14 protein-coding genes are annotated in these 15,247 nt (G+C 45.0%); 7 read left to right on the top strand and 7 right to left on the bottom strand.

The features are described 5' to 3' along the window. The first annotated feature begins 412 nt into the window (after nt 1-412). Nucleotides 413-1,414, top strand: a complete 1,002-nt coding sequence (locus tag K7R10_RS08225; protein WP_224484202.1) for an NAD(P)H-dependent glycerol-3-phosphate dehydrogenase — start codon at nt 413-415, stop codon at nt 1,412-1,414. Nucleotides 1,415-1,416: 2 nt separating this feature from the next. On the opposite strand, the gene K7R10_RS08220 is transcribed toward K7R10_RS08225, so the two are convergent. From K7R10_RS08220 to K7R10_RS08210, 3 genes are all read right to left on the bottom strand, one after another. Further along, nucleotides 1,417-3,081, bottom strand: coding sequence for a glycerol-3-phosphate dehydrogenase/oxidase (locus tag K7R10_RS08220; RefSeq protein WP_224484201.1), 1,665 nt, complete (start codon nt 3,079-3,081; stop codon nt 1,417-1,419). 9 nt (nt 3,082-3,090) lie between these two features. Beyond that, nucleotides 3,091-4,578: a glycerol kinase GlpK gene (glpK, locus tag K7R10_RS08215; protein ID WP_224484200.1), complete on the bottom strand. Its 1,488-nt coding sequence runs from the start codon at nt 4,576-4,578 to the stop codon at nt 3,091-3,093. A 119-nt stretch (nt 4,579-4,697) separates the two neighbouring features. Further along, on the bottom strand, nt 4,698-5,771 hold the full coding sequence (locus K7R10_RS08210) for an isoaspartyl peptidase/L-asparaginase family protein (protein WP_224484199.1): 1,074 nt from the start codon (nt 5,769-5,771) through the stop codon (nt 4,698-4,700). Between the two features lie 186 nt (nt 5,772-5,957). On the opposite strand from K7R10_RS08210, the gene K7R10_RS08205 reads away from it, so the two are divergent. From K7R10_RS08205 to K7R10_RS08185, 5 genes are all read left to right on the top strand, one after another. Beyond that, nucleotides 5,958-6,419 carry a CAP domain-containing protein gene (locus K7R10_RS08205; protein ID WP_224484198.1) on the top strand — a complete coding sequence of 154 codons (462 nt, stop codon included), beginning with the start codon at nt 5,958-5,960 and terminating at the stop codon, nt 6,417-6,419. Nucleotides 6,420-6,536: 117 nt separating this feature from the next. Next, nucleotides 6,537-7,079 carry a 3-hydroxyanthranilate 3,4-dioxygenase gene (locus K7R10_RS08200; RefSeq protein ID WP_224484197.1) on the top strand — a complete coding sequence of 181 codons (543 nt, stop codon included), beginning with the start codon at nt 6,537-6,539 and terminating at the stop codon, nt 7,077-7,079. Nucleotides 7,080-7,173: 94 nt separating this feature from the next. Then, the gene (gene amaB, locus K7R10_RS08195; RefSeq protein WP_224484196.1) at nt 7,174-8,727 is read left to right on the top strand and encodes an L-piperidine-6-carboxylate dehydrogenase; all 1,554 of its coding nucleotides are present in this window, start codon (nt 7,174-7,176) and stop codon (nt 8,725-8,727) included. A 208-nt stretch (nt 8,728-8,935) separates the two neighbouring features. Continuing rightward, on the top strand, nt 8,936-9,838 hold the full coding sequence (locus tag K7R10_RS08190; protein ID WP_224484195.1) for an OmpA family protein: 903 nt from the start codon (nt 8,936-8,938) through the stop codon (nt 9,836-9,838). Nucleotides 9,839-9,850: 12 nt separating this feature from the next. Then, entirely contained in the window at nt 9,851-10,375 is a 525-nt protein-coding gene (locus tag K7R10_RS08185; protein WP_224484194.1) for a helix-hairpin-helix domain-containing protein, read from the top strand. 52 nt (nt 10,376-10,427) lie between these two features. Here the strand turns inward: K7R10_RS08185 and K7R10_RS08180 are convergent, their stop codons facing one another. Beyond that, entirely contained in the window at nt 10,428-11,171 is a 744-nt protein-coding gene (locus K7R10_RS08180; RefSeq protein WP_224484193.1) for a metallophosphoesterase, read from the bottom strand. Between the two features lie 86 nt (nt 11,172-11,257). Between K7R10_RS08180 and K7R10_RS08175 the strand changes: the two genes are divergently transcribed. Further along, the gene (locus K7R10_RS08175; RefSeq protein ID WP_224484192.1) at nt 11,258-12,205 is read left to right on the top strand and encodes a carbohydrate kinase family protein; all 948 of its coding nucleotides are present in this window, start codon (nt 11,258-11,260) and stop codon (nt 12,203-12,205) included. On the opposite strand, the gene K7R10_RS08170 is transcribed toward K7R10_RS08175, so the two are convergent. The 3 genes from K7R10_RS08170 to K7R10_RS08160 are packed head-to-tail and all read right to left on the bottom strand — an operon-like array spanning nt 12,202 to nt 15,035. Beyond that, nucleotides 12,202-13,338 carry an ATP-binding protein gene (locus K7R10_RS08170; protein WP_224484191.1) on the bottom strand — a complete coding sequence of 379 codons (1,137 nt, stop codon included), beginning with the start codon at nt 13,336-13,338 and terminating at the stop codon, nt 12,202-12,204. The genes K7R10_RS08175 and K7R10_RS08170 overlap by 4 nt on opposite strands. 58 nt (nt 13,339-13,396) lie before the next feature. Continuing rightward, entirely contained in the window at nt 13,397-14,158 is a 762-nt protein-coding gene (locus K7R10_RS08165) for an SDR family NAD(P)-dependent oxidoreductase (RefSeq protein WP_224484190.1), read from the bottom strand. A gap of 13 nt (nt 14,159-14,171) precedes the next feature. Continuing rightward, complete coding sequence (locus K7R10_RS08160) at nt 14,172-15,035, bottom strand: aldo/keto reductase (protein WP_224484189.1); 864 nt, start codon at nt 15,033-15,035, stop codon at nt 14,172-14,174. Between the last annotated feature and the right edge of the window lie 212 nt (nt 15,036-15,247).

Genomic DNA, 15,247 nt, shown 5'->3' with positions numbered 1-15,247 from the left:
TCTGAGTATATACTGACAACCATGGGGCTTTCATTGTGCAGAATCGATGAAATCCTGGATTATTAATAAAAAAAGAAAACCACCTCAGGTAGTACCTGAAGCGGTTTTCCAACTAAATAACCAACCAAAAAAATCAACTAACTTAACTTAAGTTTTTAAGCAGAATGCTAACTCAAATTATGTTTATTTTTAAACATAAACCGTGCCATAATTGCTGCTTAACCATTAGTGATTTATTAGGATAACGGGTCCCAGGGCTTTTAAATTGTGCAGATTCATAATAAGGAAAAGTTAAAGTTTTGAAGTGAATTTCGTTAATGTCTTTCTTTCAGCACTTTAGAGTTTTGTTGTAGCGTTGAGAAAATTTGAATCGCTCATTTTTGTTACTTTTGACCCCATAGATATTCAACCCATGGTAAAAACGAAAAAGATCGCGGTATTCGGAGGAGGCAGCTGGGCTACAGCGATAGTCAAAATGTTATGTGAAAACTGTGAACAGGTGGGATGGTATATGCGAAGTGTGTATGCCAAAGAACACATTCTGAATCAACAGCATAACCCGAACTACCTGAGTGCTGTGGAGTTCCATACCGAACAGCTGAAACTTTCTAACGATATCAATGAGCTGGTCGCCTGGGCAGATTACCTGATTTTTGCCATTCCCTCTGCCTTCCTGGGTGAAGAGCTGAAAAAGCTGGAGCTTCCCCTTGAAAAAAAGATCATTTTCTCTGCTATTAAAGGGATAGTGCCTGAAAGCGGACAGATTGTGGGCGACTATTTTAACGATAAATACGCTGTTCCCTATGAAAATATCGGGGTGCTTGCAGGGCCCTGTCATGCTGAAGAGGTGGCCCTTGAGAGGCTTTCGTATCTAACTGTGGCTTGTTTTGACAAGGAAAAAGCCGAGTTGATGGCTTCCTTGCTGGCCAGTGATTATATCAAGACCAAGATCAGTGATGACATTATCGGTACCGAATATGCAGCCGTACTTAAGAATATCTATGCCATTGCCGCCGGGATTGCTCACGGCTTGGGGTATGGCGATAATTTCCAGGCAGTATTGATGAGTAATGCAATCAGGGAAATGCGACGATTCATCAAGCGTATACATAAGATGAAACGCAATATCAATAATTCGGCCTACCTGGGTGATCTGCTGGTTACCGGATACTCGGTTTTCAGCCGCAACCGTATGTTTGGAAACATGATCGGTAAGGGATACACGGTCAAAAGTGCCATGATGGAGATGAATATGGTGGCAGAAGGCTATTATGCTGCTGAAAGTGCTTATGCCATAGCCAAACAGCATAAGCGCAAGAGCAAAACCCCGATTATCGACGCGGTTTATAAAGTATTATACGAGGGCGCCGAGCCCAAGAAGGTTTTCATACGGCTTACCGATAAACTGGACTGATATTATATTCTGTCAAGGCTAAAGTTTGAATGCATATCTATCTCATGTTTCAGGTCGCTGCGCAAATCATCGATCGCCTCGCTGTCAGCGGCGAATAGTTCCTGGTGATCCTGTAAAATGATCTCCTGATATTTCCTCACACTATCAATGTCGAAATACAACCTCCCCGTTCTTCTTACGAAGAAATCGAATGGGTTCTGTATGCACTCATAAGTGGCGCAAAATTCGTATTCGGCACGTACCATGCGTTCTTCCGGCTCTCCTTCGAATTTTTCAAATAGGGTAAGAATGCTTTCAGATTGCTTTCCGTAGGTGGTGACCAGGTAACGGGCGTGATAGGGTTTAAGACCTTTTGATTCGATCTTTGATGAAAGCTCTTCGATATATGATTTTACCTCACTGAAGCTCTTCCACGGCCCTCCGCATAATGGAATTTTGTCGGTATAGCATTCTCTGATCTCGGTTCCTTCTTCTTTCATCAGTTCGGCAACCCTGTTGACCACTCTCTCGGCCATTTTTCTGTAACCGGTTAGTTTTCCTCCGGCGATACTAAGCAATCCGGTGGCAGAGGTGAAGATCTCATCTTTACGTGATAATTCTGAGGGTGCTTTTCCTTCTTCATGAATAAGGGGTCGAAGACCCGCCCAACTTGAAACAATATCATCCATCTCCAAATTAATGGAAGGAAACATATTGTTTACGGCCGAGATGAGATATATGGCATCGGCTATGTCTGTTTTTACATCATCTTTATTATCGTTGTAATTGGTGTCGGTGGTGCCCACGTAGGTGATTTTTCCTCTGGGAATGGCAAAGATCATTCTGCCGTCTGGGACATCGAAATAGACCGATTGTTTCACGGGTAATTTTTCATGAGGAAAAACCAGGTGAACTCCTTTGGTTAAATGCAGCTGTTTGCCTTTCTTCGACTTGTTCAGGCTGCGTAATTCGTCAACCCAGGGCCCCGCGGCGTTGATCACATAGTTGCTTTTGATGAAATAGTTATCTCCGCTTACCTGGTCTTCGACCTCGACTCCTTTGATGATCTCGTCTTCATCGTAAACGAAATCGGTCACCTTAGTATAATTTATTGGAACTGCGTCGTAATTCAGAGCGGTCTTAATGTTTTCCAGGGTGAGGCGGGCATCGTCGGTACGGTATTCTGCATAGAACCCGGCTCCTTTCAGGATCTTTTCCGGAAGAAGTGGTTCCAGTTCGATGGCTTTTGAAGCATCCAGCATCTGGCGCTGGTCTTCTCCCTCAACCTGGGCGAGGATGTCATAAACCTTAAGTCCGACCGAAGTAAGCCACTTTCCGTACGATCCGTTTTCGATCAGGGGTAATAACATCTTTTCAGGAATTACCAGGTGTGGAGCCAATTGGTGAACGATAGCCCTTTCTGAACCGACTTCCTTAACCAGCCAGAAATCAAATTGTTTCAGGTAGCGCAGTCCGCCGTGAATAAGTTTGGTAGACTTACTGCTCGTGCCGGAAGCAAAATCGTTTTTTTCGATCAATGCTGTTTTTAGTCCTCTTGAAGCAGCATCAAGAAGGATACCCGCACCTGTAATACCACCGCCGATAACCACCAGGTCGAAATGTGTCTCTTTCAGGTTTTTGACCCGGGCTTCCCGGTGAAGGTTTGAAAACTCAATATTATTCATCATAGCAATATTTTAATCGTCGAGCCAGTTCGCAGTTCTGGCCACGGCTTTTTTCCATTTTTTGTATAGATTCTCCCTTTGTGTATTGTCAATACCGGGCTGGAAAACCCGGTCGACCTTCTTCTGTTCTGATATATCAGCCAGGCTCCAGAAGCCGGAACCAATGCCGGCAAAAAATGCAGCACCGAGTGCAGTTGATTCCACATCGACGGGGCGTTCAACGGGAACCCCGAGTATATCGCTCTGGAATTGCATCAGGTAATTGTTTGCTGCAGCTCCGCCATCGACTTTAAGTGTCTTCAGTTTGATACCTGCGTCGTTCTGCATGGCATCAAGTATGTCTTTGGTACGGTAGGCAAGACTGTCAAGAGTAGCTCTTACGATATGTGCCTTGTCGGTATCACGGGTAAGGCCGAATACAGCACCCCGGGCGTACATATCCCAATACGGGGCGCCCAGGCCTGAAAAAGCCGGAACCATGACTACAGGATTGTCTCCTTTTACGCTCATGGCGAGTTTTTCAGATTCCTCGGCATTTTCAATGATCTCCATCTTGTCGCGCAACCATTGAATGGCCGCTCCGGCTATAAAAATACTTCCTTCGAGGGCGTAACAGGTCTTTCCGTCCAGGCCCCAGGCAATCGTGGTCAGAAGTCCGTGGTCAGAAAACTGTGGTTTTTCTCCGGTGTTCATCAGCATGAAACAACCCGTGCCATAGGTGTTTTTGGCATCTCCCTTTTCGATGCATGCCTGGCCGAATAAAGCTGCCTGCTGGTCGCCGGCAATACCGGTTATGGGGATTCGATAATCTTCATAGAGCATTTCGCCGAAGTGGTCTGAAGAAGCTTTGACTTCAGGAAGCATGGTTTCCGGAACTTCCAGTTCTTCCAGTAATTTTTTATCCCATTGCAAAGTCTTTATGTTGTAAAGCAAGGTGCGGGAGGCATTGGTACAGTCGGTGGCATGCACCTTTCTTTCGGTCAGGTTCCACAAGAGCCAGCTGTCGATGGTTCCGAACAAGAGATCTCCCTTTTCGGCTTTTTCCCTTGCACCCTCTACCTGACTCAGTATCCAGTGTATTTTGGTGCCGGAAAAGTAGGAGTCGATCACCAGGCCTGTATTATCTCTGATATAGTTTTCCAATCCCCGGTTTTTAAGTTCCTTACAATAGGCGGCTGTTCTTTTGTCTTGCCATACTATAGCATTGTATACCGGCTTTCCGCTATGCCGGTCCCATACCACAGCGGTCTCACGTTGGTTGGTGATACCTATGGCCGCTATTTCGCCGGGATCCACATCGTTTTTCTTTAAAAGTTCCCTGAAAACTTTGATCTGGGTCGAATAGATCTCTTCCGGATCATGTTCCACCCAGCCCGGATGGGGAAAGATCTGAGTGAATTCCTCCTGTGCCATGGCACAGATCTGACCGTTGCGGTCAACGAGTAAGGCTCTGGAACTGGTTGTTCCCTGGTCCAGGGAAACGATGTATTTTTTTTGCATAATGAACTGTGGTCGATATCCTTAAAGATACTTTATAGTGCCTTAAATTCAAAGTTGGCAGGTTCAGCTCATAAAAAAAGGCCCGCAAAGGGCCTTTATTGAATTTTAAGGAAGTTCGTTTATTCAGACTCCTTGTATATACCCAGTGTTAATTCACCTTTGCTGTTCATGGCTGCCCTGTACATACCTGCCGTATTGAACTCCATGGCGATATTACCGTTGTGATCGATGGCAATAATTCCTCCGTCTCCTCCCATTTCAGGCAATTTCTCCTGAATGACCTTTTGGGAAGCTTCCTGCAGCGATATGCCGCCGTACTGCATCATGGCCGCTATATCATGTGCGATCACCCCGCGAATAAAGAATTCTCCCCATCCGGTAGATGAGACGGCACAAGAGGCATTATTGGCATAGGTTCCTGCTCCTATTATGGGGGCATCACCCACACGGCCCCAACGCTTGTTGGTCATCCCGCCTGTTGAAGTTCCTGCTACCAGATTGCCTTCCTTATCAAGGACCACACAACCAACGGTTCCGAATTTGCTGTCTTTTATGAACGGATCGTAAAGGCTCGCTTGTCCGTCATGGTCCAGTTCGACCTCTTCACGTTCTTTGGCTCTTTCCAGGCTTTTCCAGCGATTCTCAGTATAGAAGTATGAAGGATCCACAATTTCAAGCCCTTGTTCTTTCGCAAAGGTTTCGGCGCCTTCTCCTGCAAACATCACGTGTTCTGAATTTTCCATCACTTTTCGCGCCAGGGCGATCGGACTTTTTACGCTTGTTACTCCGGCTACGGCTCCGGCGTTAAGGGTTTTACCATGCATGATAGAAGCGTCCAGCTCATTTTTACCTTCATTGGTGAAAACAGCTCCTTTACCGGCATTGAACAACGGAGATTCTTCCATGACCTGAATACTCTGTTCTACGGCATCAAGCCCCGATCCTCCTGCAGCGAGGATCTCATATCCCTTTCTTACAGCCTCTTCCAGTTTGGCTTTGTATGCCTCTTCCATCTCGGGGGTCATATTTTTTCTTAAAATCGTACCGGCACCGCCATGTATGACGATACCAAAGTTTTCAGGATTGGTTTCGGGAGTCTTTGACACCTCATTAGATGCCTTTTCAGATTTCTGGGGTGCATTACATCCTATAAAAAGAGTTATTACACCGAAAACCATAAGAATTTTCCTCATTATTTTTCTGGTTTTTTGTTAAAATGCCTAAGTTAGGCCATTATTGTCGAAAAGACAATGTCATTTTATTAAGCCCCCCAAACTTTAAGACTTAGTCTCTTTAACGAAGCCCCAAGCTTAGCATGTACTTTTTAATCATTAAAAAGTATATCATTGATGAAGAGCATTTTTAAAACAATAGCCGTTATGGCTGTTGTATGTTTTCATTTATCCTGTTCCTCCGAAAATGAAGTTGAACAGGTTTTTACAGAAAGTGAACTTGAAATTAAGGCTACCCTGGAAGAAACTACCCTCGACCTGGTAAATGATTACCGCGTAGTGGAAAAGTCCCTGAACGGGCTTAATCCGGATGAGGTTATTTATGAGAAAGCACTTGAACTGGCCCACTACATGGCCGAAAATAAGATCCTGTCACATCACGAATTTGTAAAAAGAGCCGAGTTTCTTAATGAGAAACTGGGAGCTACTGATGTAGCCGAGAATATTTCCAGGAATTTTGACGATCCGGTGGCTACCGTGGAACAGTGGAAACTGAGTATCTCTCACAATTCCACCATGATCGGTGACTACACCCATACAGCAGTTGCTGTTGTAAAAAATCCCGACGGTGAAGTCTATTATGTGCAGATGTTCGCCAACATACCCTAAACCATCAAAATATCAATATAAAGCCCTGCCAATTGGCGGGGCTTTTTTTATAACTCATTTTTAACGCCGATTCTTTTTATGATTGGCTAATTTTATGATCTAATACTTCGAATAATTATGTCTGTTAAAAAACCTTTCAATCTTAATAAATGGCTGGAACAAAACCGTGAATCGCTGAAACCTCCCGTAGGAAACAGAAATCTTTATAAAGATTCTGATGATTATATCGTGATGGTGGTGGCTGGGCCCAATGCCAGGAAAGACTATCATTATAATGAAACAGAGGAATTGTTTTACCAGTTAGAGGGTAATATAAAAGTACATATACAGGAGAACGGTCAGAAGAGCACCATGGAACTGGGACCCGGTGACATGTACCTGCATCCTGCAAAAATTCCTCATTCTCCTGAAAGGCTGCCGGGATCCATCGGTCTGGTCGTTGAAAGGAAGCGGCTCGATGAATCAGGGAAAGACGGGCTTTTATGGTTTTGTGATAATTGTAATCACAAGCTTTATGAGGTATATTTTCCGCTGAATGATATCGAAAAGGACTTTTTGAAACATTTTGAGCATTTTTATAACAGTGAAGAGTTGCGCACCTGTGATAATTGCGGGACGGTTATGCCGGTAGACCAGCGATTTGTATCAAAAGAAGAGTAGGTCGTTTTTACCCTTTTTGGGTAAAGTTGGGAGCTGCCTAAAGTTTTTGTACATTCGTCAAAATATAACAAAACAGAACTAAAAAGTTACAAATATGACAACAGCGACTGTGGTGAAAGATATTGAAAAGGCCCTTCAGTCTTTGGGGGTTCAACGTGAAAATAAGGGTTCTTCGACCGGTTCTCAATGGTTTGCCGGAGGTGACATGATCACCTCTTATTCTCCTGTAGACGGAGAGGCTATCGGTTCGGTACAGATGACCACCCGGGAAGATTATGAAAAAGTGGTTGAAACAGCAGAGAAGGCTTTTAAGAAATGGCGCTCGGTTACAGCTCCTCAGCGAGGTGAGATCGTAAGGCAATTTGCTGAATCACTCAGGAAGAATAAGGAGGCTTTGGGAACACTGGTCTCTTATGAAATGGGTAAATCTTACCAGGAAGGTCTCGGTGAGGTTCAGGAGATGATCGATATCTGTGATTTCGCAGTGGGTCTTTCGCGCCAGTTGCACGGTCTTACCATGCATTCAGAGCGACCCGGTCACCGTATGTACGAACAGTATCATCCCCTTGGGATCGTTGGAATTATTTCAGCCTTTAATTTTCCGGTAGCGGTTTGGTCATGGAATACGGCACTCGCCTGGGTTTGCGGAGACGTATGTATCTGGAAGCCTTCTGAAAAAACTCCTCTTACTGCGGTAGCTTGTCAGAATCTCATTGCAGAGGTGCTCAAGGATAACGATATGCCGGAAGGGATATCATGTTTGATCACAGGAGATTATAAAGTAGGTGAAATGATGACCCATGATAGCCGTGTGCCGCTTGTTTCAGCAACCGGATCGATCAGAATGGGTAAAATCGTTGCCCAGGCAGTTGCTGCCCGTCTTGGGAAGTCGCTGCTGGAACTGGGAGGTAACAATGCCATTATAGTAACTCCTGATGCAGATATGAAAATGACCGTTATCGGAGCTGTTTTCGGAGCTGTGGGAACCTGCGGTCAGCGTTGTACCTCTACCAGAAGACTGATCATTCACGAATCGGTATATGATGAAGTGAAGAACTCACTGGTCGATGCCTACAAGCAACTGCGTATCGGGAATCCTCTGGATGAAAACAATCACGTTGGTCCGCTGATCGACAAAGATGCTGTTGAAAAATACCAGGCGGCTCTCAAAAAGGTAGTTGAAGAAGGAGGTAAGCTGCTGGTTGAAGGCGGTGTTCTTGAAGGTGAAGGTTATGAAAGCGGCTGTTACGTAAAGCCTGCTATAGCCGAGGCAGAAAATCATTTTGAAATTGTTCAGGAAGAGACTTTCGCTCCGATATTATACCTGATGAAGTACAGTGGAGATGTTGAAAATGCCATTGATATTCAGAACGGTGTTAAGCAAGGACTTTCTTCTGCGATTATGACCACAAATCTGAGGGAATCTGAACGTTTCCTATCTTATGCCGGTTCAGATTGTGGAATTGCCAACGTAAACATAGGAACCAGTGGTGCTGAGATCGGCGGTGCTTTCGGAGGAGAAAAAGAGACCGGTGGTGGCCGTGAAAGCGGATCGGATGCCTGGAAGATCTACATGAGAAGGCAGACCAATACCATCAATTATTCAGATGAGCTTCCGCTGGCACAGGGAATAAAGTTCGACCTGTAATCAAGATAACATAGTTTAGTTGAAGATCACCCGCCCTTAGCGGGTGATTTTTTTTATCTGCCCCCGGGAGTAGGCAGAGAGTCGTTTGAAAGATGAATTCATCCCGTAAATCGAAATGTAAAGATCTGGTTATAAATTTCCCGATGATCCGGGCCTTGGGCAGACTATTTTCTGTAAATTTAATAGAGTAAATAAACTACATCTTAAGATGAGGCAAAGGTCGACTTACCTGGTAGGGATCGTACTAACGCTGATCGTGGGTACCTTTTTTAATTGGTGGCTTTGTTGTGGTAACCCCAATGCCGCTGCTGCGGCTACCATGGAAAAAGAGAACACGGCATTGCGCAATCCCCTGGTCTTTAGTGACCCTGAGGCATCTTTTGATTATCGCACCAATCAAAACTTCAACTTCCTGGTCTCTGATTACCTCATCATGAGGCCTTTGTCAGACAGCATAGCGATGGGGGTGGATCAGGTGGCAGCTTATCTGGAGGCCAATCCCGGAAAGGTAATCTCCATTACCGGATATTTCGGGGAGGATGAAGAGAACAGGTCTCCATTCCCCAATCTCGGAATCGCAAGAGCTACCCATATAAAGAACTATTTCATAGCAAGAGGTGTACCGGCCTCTCAGATCGATTACGAGGGGAAGCCGTCATCAAATCTGCTTAAAAAAGACAGTGTCTACTACGGGCCGGTGGGTTTCAGTTTCTCGGGTGATCTCCCTGAGGCATCAGGTGTGGATTCATTGGGAAAACAGATCAGGGACAATCCCCTGGTGGTGTACTTTGACTATGGTGAAAGCGATATTGAACTTACTCAAGAGCAACGGGAAAAGGTCGCCGATATTTCCAGATATATACATCTGGATACCACAGCTACATTTCATATTATCGGTCATACCGATAACAGCAGTTCCGCAAAATTCAATTTGGAGCTGGGGCTTAAAAGAGCAGCTTTCGTCAGGGATTATTTTGTGACTCACGGGATTCCTGCCGATCGTATCACCATCGCTTCTGAGGGTGAAACCCAACCCATAGCCGATAATAATACCAGGGCGGGAAGGGCTAAAAACAGAAGGACCGTAATTACCATAAGTATAACAGAATAAACACATGCCATTATGAACCCTTGCTTACTTATACCTCTGCTGACGGGAATTACCGCAGCCATCATCGGGTACTTTTTAGGAAGAGTGATCAGATCAGGAGCTGTTAGCCGGCAGTATGAAACTCTGAAGCATAAGAATGCAGAATTGGAAAAGGAGAATGAAAAACTAAAAACAGCATTATCTGCTGCCAGGAGTAATGCGGCTGCTTCTGCTTCGGTGGCCGCAGCATCAGTACATGCCTTTAATTCTGAACTGGCGCGTTCGGTATTCGGTCGGGAGGTCAAAAAAGACGATCTGAAGATCATTGAGGGAATCGGCCCTCAGATAGAAAACCTGCTCCACAGAAATGGTATCAATACCTGGGCAGAACTGGCAGCTGCTTCTGTAGGTAAGTGTCAGGAGATACTCGATAAAGGCGGCAAACGTTTTGAGATTCATGATCCTGAAACATGGCCCGAACAGGCACGTTTGGCCGATGAGGGGAAATGGAAGAAATTATTTGAGTGGCAGGGAAAATTAGACGGAGGACGTCTATGACCTTCTCTGTGTAACGTGGTTTTAGTGGCCTCCCGGTAACGGGAGGCTTTTTTTATCGGTTTCGTCCTTTTTCATGTGGGTAGAGCTGATCTGCATTGTCGCTTTGCCAGAACTCCTTAGTGTCAACGTTCATGATAGTGAGCGGGCTACGGTAGGCCGCCCCGGTGTCAAGATTCCATATGCTGGCTATGTTCAGCGGTTCGGTGGCTCCCAGCCTGATGGTTGGAGTATGCCCGATATAGATCTCTGAATAATGCTTGAGTCGTTCCGGGAAATTTTCATCTTCCGGGCGCAGGTCCTTGTCCATTGCCAAAGCCAGTTCCCAAAGAGATCGGTCCCAGAAAAGCATTTCAGGAAAATATTCCCTGGTGACCCCGTGGAGATTGGTGAACCCGGCATGAACGAATAAGCGGTTCTCTTCGTCAATGTGATAATTGTCAAGCCCTGCCAGAAACTCGGTATGCATACCGGTCTTTTCCCGATCGATCTCTTCGTAGGCTTTGACCGTTGATTCCCCGCCATGGTATAGCCAGAGCTCGTTATCTTTTTTGGTGGTCAGCCAGTCATAAAAGAGCTGATCGTGGTTTCCTCTTATAAAAATGCAATCATAGTCAGGCCGAAGCTCGATTAGCTTGTCGATCACTCCCGGGGCATCGCTCCAGCCATCAACATAATCACCCAGAAAGATCAGTTTATCACCTTCCTTAACAGGAGCGCGTTCTAAAACCTGCTCCAGGGCTTTCAGTGCCCCGTGAATATCGCCTATCACAAATGTGTTTCTGTTCTTCTCATTCATCTTTCTCACGATTTTGATTTTCTACTCACTTGGGCCAGGCTGTTTTTTGTTATATCTTATCTCGAATTTACAATATAACATCGGTAATGAAAAACGTCTATTGTATAGGGGAGCTGCTTATAGATTTTGTAGGTGAAGGTCACAAAGGTGGAATAGCGGAGGCTGCTGCGTTTTTAAAAAAGGCGGGTGGAGCTCCGGCCAATGTAGCGGCAGCAGTTTCACGCCTTGGGGGAAAGGCATATTTTGTAGGAGCAGTCGGAAAGGATGCCTTTGGCGATTTCCTTAAGGCAACTCTTTCAGAGAATGGGGTGAATACCGATAACCTTCAAAGGTCGGGAGAATTTACCACTCTGGCATTTGTTTCCCTCGATCAGGATGGAGAGAGGGATTTCGTCTTTAACAGAGGGGCAGACGCCGACCTTGCATATGACGATGAGCTGGCCGGGAAAATGAAGGGCTCAGTTGTGCATTTCGGTTCTGCCACGGGATTTCTCGAAGGAACCCTCGCAGCGACTTACCACCGATATTTAGAATCTCTATCGAACACCGATGGAACGCTGATCAGTTTTGATCCGAATTTCAGGGGAGATCTCTGGAAGCACAATCAAGGGGAGTTCATCGATAAAAGCAAGGATTTTCTGGGAAAGGCTCACCTGGCAAAATTCAGTATTGAAGAAGCCCGGTTGCTTTCAGGGGAGCAGGATACAGCTCTGGCTGCGGAGAAACTTCTTGATAGCGGACTGCAATGTTGTACGATTACATTAGGCAAAGAAGGGACCTATCTGGCCTGCGGGGGTAAGCACAGCGTTGTGGGTAGTATTGCAGTTAATGCGGTCGACACCACAGGAGCCGGAGATGCATTTATCGGATGTCTTCTTTCGCAGTTGGCAGAATCTGATAAGCCTCTTGCACTGCTTCAAGACCATCCTGCCATGAAAGAGATGGTCATGATTGCCAATAAGGCAGGAGCTCTGACCACTATGGGCTATGGTGCTATTCCTTCCTTACCCTACAGGAAGGATATTGGTTATTAATTATAACGAACTTTTCGCAGTACCCGTAGTGATTCTTTTATGGTTTGATAGATGTCCTCGTCATATGATTTGACGTAGAGCCGGTAATCTTCCAGCATTTGCTTGGCACCCTCAAATCCGTTCAGGTAGCAGATCAGGTGAGTGTCCGGAAGATTCTTAAGGTCTTTTTTGTCTGCATCGGTCAGTGAAACACCTTTTTTAAGTTTTTCCAGGATGGTATTATTGGTATTAAAAATATGGTATAACATTTTTCGGTTGTACTGGGGAGGCTCGAAGATCAGGTTGCTTTCCATCGAATAAGTACCGTTGTTGGCAAACTTGATCAGAACCCTTTCCAGGGGATAGAACTTTTTTTGTTCGCTCAGACCAAGTTTGACGTATTCTGTTGTGGTAAACACATCTTCTGTATAATTGATCTCCACTTCATCAAGGGTAGAATAAAAGAGCTTTACCTGTTCATTGATAAGCTCGATATCGACCCGGGAGTAATAGGTTTTATTTTTGACCTTTTTGGTGGTGCCGGCCCAACAGACAACAAATTGCTCTTTAAAAACCTTATAATGTGATTCAAGGTCGGCATGCCTGTTGTTCATAAAGTCAAAAACCCCGTCGAGCGTGAGTTCGATATTGTTTTTGGCATGATTCTCTATTTCGGCCACCACTTTCGAATTCGTATCTTTTATTTCGATATCGAACACTTTGGGCATGCTCATACTTCCTTCCCTAAAAAAGACCGTGCCACCCCAGTATTTCCAGATGTTCTTGCGCAGCGAGCACAATTTTCCACTGGCCCTGATCGTGACCAGACCAACTACTTTTCCTTCGGGTAGATGGGGGAACTGTATGTTCTCATATGCGATGATGGGAGCATTTTCCAGATAGGCGTTTACCAGATTCTGGATCTTACTGTCATCAAAAAAGTCAACTCCCAGAATTTTATTGTCCTCATCTTCGACGCCGACTACGATATAGGAGTTATTTTTAGGGTTCGAATTGGCCAGGGCACATACGTGTTTTAAAAATTTTGCCTTACCCTCTTTATCACCGATGTTGATAAAACGCTTTTTATCATAAAAACTGTTCTCATCACTATGAGCGAGGAGGTTTTTTACAAGTAGGCGTTTGTTAATCATTTCGGTGATATTTTATAAAGGTACCCACATAACAGTAACCTTGATCGGGAGGTCCCGGTTACTTAAAGTTCTTGCTGATAAGTGATGAGCTCGCCTGATCTGTGGGGAGCACCAGGAGATCCGCTATATTCACGTGTCTCGGGCGACTTACCGTAAAATATATGATCTCGGCGATATCTTCGGGTTTTAGCGGTTCATAACCCTGATAAACGGTTTGGGCGCGTTCGCTGTCGCCTTTGAATCTTACTTCGCTGAATTCGGTTTCCACCAATCCCGGGTTGATAGCTCCGACTTTGATGCCGTGTTCATAGAGGTCCATTCGCATTCCCTGATTGATGGCATCTACGGCGTGTTTGCTGGCGCAATAAACATTTCCCCGCGGATAAACTTCCTTGCCGGCCAGAGACCCGATGTTGATGATATGACCGCTCTTTCGCTTTACCATTTGAGGGATGATGGCACGACTCACATAGAGCAATCCTTTGACGTTAATGTCTATCATGGCGTCCCAGTCTTCAATGCTTCCTTTATCAACCGGATCAAGTCCGTGGGCATTCCCTGCATTATTGATTAAAATATCGATATCTCTGAAGGTTTCATCCAGGCTGTTAATGCTTTCTGAAACCTTTTCACGGTCTCTGACGTCAAATGACAGAAAGCAGACCTTTGTTTTTTTTGCCAGTTCTCCGGAGAGTTTTTCCAGTCTTTCCTTTCTTCTTCCACACAGAATAAGGTTGATGCCATTTTCTGCGAAGATTTGTGCGGTGGCTTTGCCAATTCCGCTGGTTGCTCCGGTAATTAACGCGGTCTTAGAACCCATAATTGCTCATTTTTTATGCTACTTTATGTCCCTGGCTCGCTACCAGTAGTGCGAACCAGTCTTCTCTTTCCAGTTTGATCTCCAGTGATTTTACAGAATGATCGATGCGATCTTTATTAGTGGTGCCTATTACTGGAATGATCCCGGCCGGATGCTGATGTATCCATGCCAGGAGTAATTGGTCGGCTGTGGCACGGTATTTTTCTATCAATTCGAAGAGCAGTTTCTTTATACGTGTCGTCTGTGGGGTCTCTTCCCTGAAAACAGCACCCAACGGACTCCATGCCATCGGCTGAATGTAATTCAGTCTCATATGATCAAGTGATCCGTCCCAGATAGGATCATAATGTGTGATTGAAAATTGAATCTGGTTCGCTTCTACAGAAATATGCCGTTTGATCAGGTCGGTTTGAGAAGGAGTAAAATTAGACAAGCCGAAAGACTTGATCTTTCCGTTTAGTTTTAATTGCTCAATAGCTTCTGCTATTTCTTCACCACGCATAAGCGGACTTGGGCGATGAAGCAGCAATACATCAAGATAGTCGGTTTGAAGATTCTTTAGCGACTCATCAACAGACCAGAGTATATACTCTTTCGAAAGATTATAATGTTTTATCGTATTATCTCTGTTTTCAGACATATACTGAATCCCGCATTTGGTAATGAGCTGCAGGTGTTCCCGTTGCAGAGAACTTTCTTTGAACGCTTTTCCAAACGCAGCCTCTGTGGTATACCCGCCGTAGATATCCGCGTGGTCGAAGGTTGTTATTCCCCGGTCGTAACAATGCTCCATCAGTTCTGTCATTTGCCCGGTGTCTAGGTCTTTGCCCCAGCTCCCCCAGGTCATTGTTCCCGCAATTACTTTTGATAAATTCATCTCGTGCTTTGTTTTCTCAGTTAAAATTAACCAATCTGATTCGAATAATCAGGCTTTCGCTTTATTATCCTTTTCAGTACCGTTGTATATACCTATGGTAAGCCAATTTGCCTGCTCTGATACAATATATACGGGGATAGATCGTTTGATCAGCAATGCAAAAACCTCTTCGCGTCAGTTAGCGGTCGTTGAACATGTTATTCGTCGATTTT

Source organism: Robertkochia aurantiaca (genome assembly GCF_020166495.1).
Classification (GTDB): domain Bacteria; phylum Bacteroidota; class Bacteroidia; order Flavobacteriales; family Flavobacteriaceae; genus Robertkochia; species Robertkochia aurantiaca.
The sequence above is the reverse complement of the archived record's forward strand: the minus strand, read 5'-3'. Positions and strand labels throughout refer to the sequence as shown.

Excerpts from the sequence above, each read along its gene's own strand:
- K7R10_RS08225 (WP_224484202.1), top strand. The coding sequence starts at position 413 with ATGGTAAAAACGAAAAAGATCGCGGTATTCGGAGGAGGCAGCTGGGCT.
- K7R10_RS08220 (WP_224484201.1), bottom strand. The coding sequence starts at position 3,081 with ATGATGAATAATATTGAGTTTTCAAACCTTCACCGGGAAGCCCGGGTC.
- glpK (WP_224484200.1), bottom strand. The coding sequence starts at position 4,578 with ATGCAAAAAAAATACATCGTTTCCCTGGACCAGGGAACAACCAGTTCC.
- K7R10_RS08210 (WP_224484199.1), bottom strand. The coding sequence starts at position 5,771 with ATGAGGAAAATTCTTATGGTTTTCGGTGTAATAACTCTTTTTATAGGA.
- K7R10_RS08205 (WP_224484198.1), top strand. The coding sequence starts at position 5,958 with ATGGCTGTTGTATGTTTTCATTTATCCTGTTCCTCCGAAAATGAAGTT.
- K7R10_RS08200 (WP_224484197.1), top strand. The coding sequence starts at position 6,537 with ATGTCTGTTAAAAAACCTTTCAATCTTAATAAATGGCTGGAACAAAAC.
- amaB (WP_224484196.1), top strand. The coding sequence starts at position 7,174 with ATGACAACAGCGACTGTGGTGAAAGATATTGAAAAGGCCCTTCAGTCT.
- K7R10_RS08190 (WP_224484195.1), top strand. The coding sequence starts at position 8,936 with ATGAGGCAAAGGTCGACTTACCTGGTAGGGATCGTACTAACGCTGATC.
- K7R10_RS08185 (WP_224484194.1), top strand. The coding sequence starts at position 9,851 with ATGAACCCTTGCTTACTTATACCTCTGCTGACGGGAATTACCGCAGCC.
- K7R10_RS08180 (WP_224484193.1), bottom strand. The coding sequence starts at position 11,171 with ATGAATGAGAAGAACAGAAACACATTTGTGATAGGCGATATTCACGGG.
- K7R10_RS08175 (WP_224484192.1), top strand. The coding sequence starts at position 11,258 with ATGAAAAACGTCTATTGTATAGGGGAGCTGCTTATAGATTTTGTAGGT.
- K7R10_RS08170 (WP_224484191.1), bottom strand. The coding sequence starts at position 13,338 with ATGATTAACAAACGCCTACTTGTAAAAAACCTCCTCGCTCATAGTGAT.
- K7R10_RS08165 (WP_224484190.1), bottom strand. The coding sequence starts at position 14,158 with ATGGGTTCTAAGACCGCGTTAATTACCGGAGCAACCAGCGGAATTGGC.
- K7R10_RS08160 (WP_224484189.1), bottom strand. The coding sequence starts at position 15,035 with ATGAATTTATCAAAAGTAATTGCGGGAACAATGACCTGGGGGAGCTGG.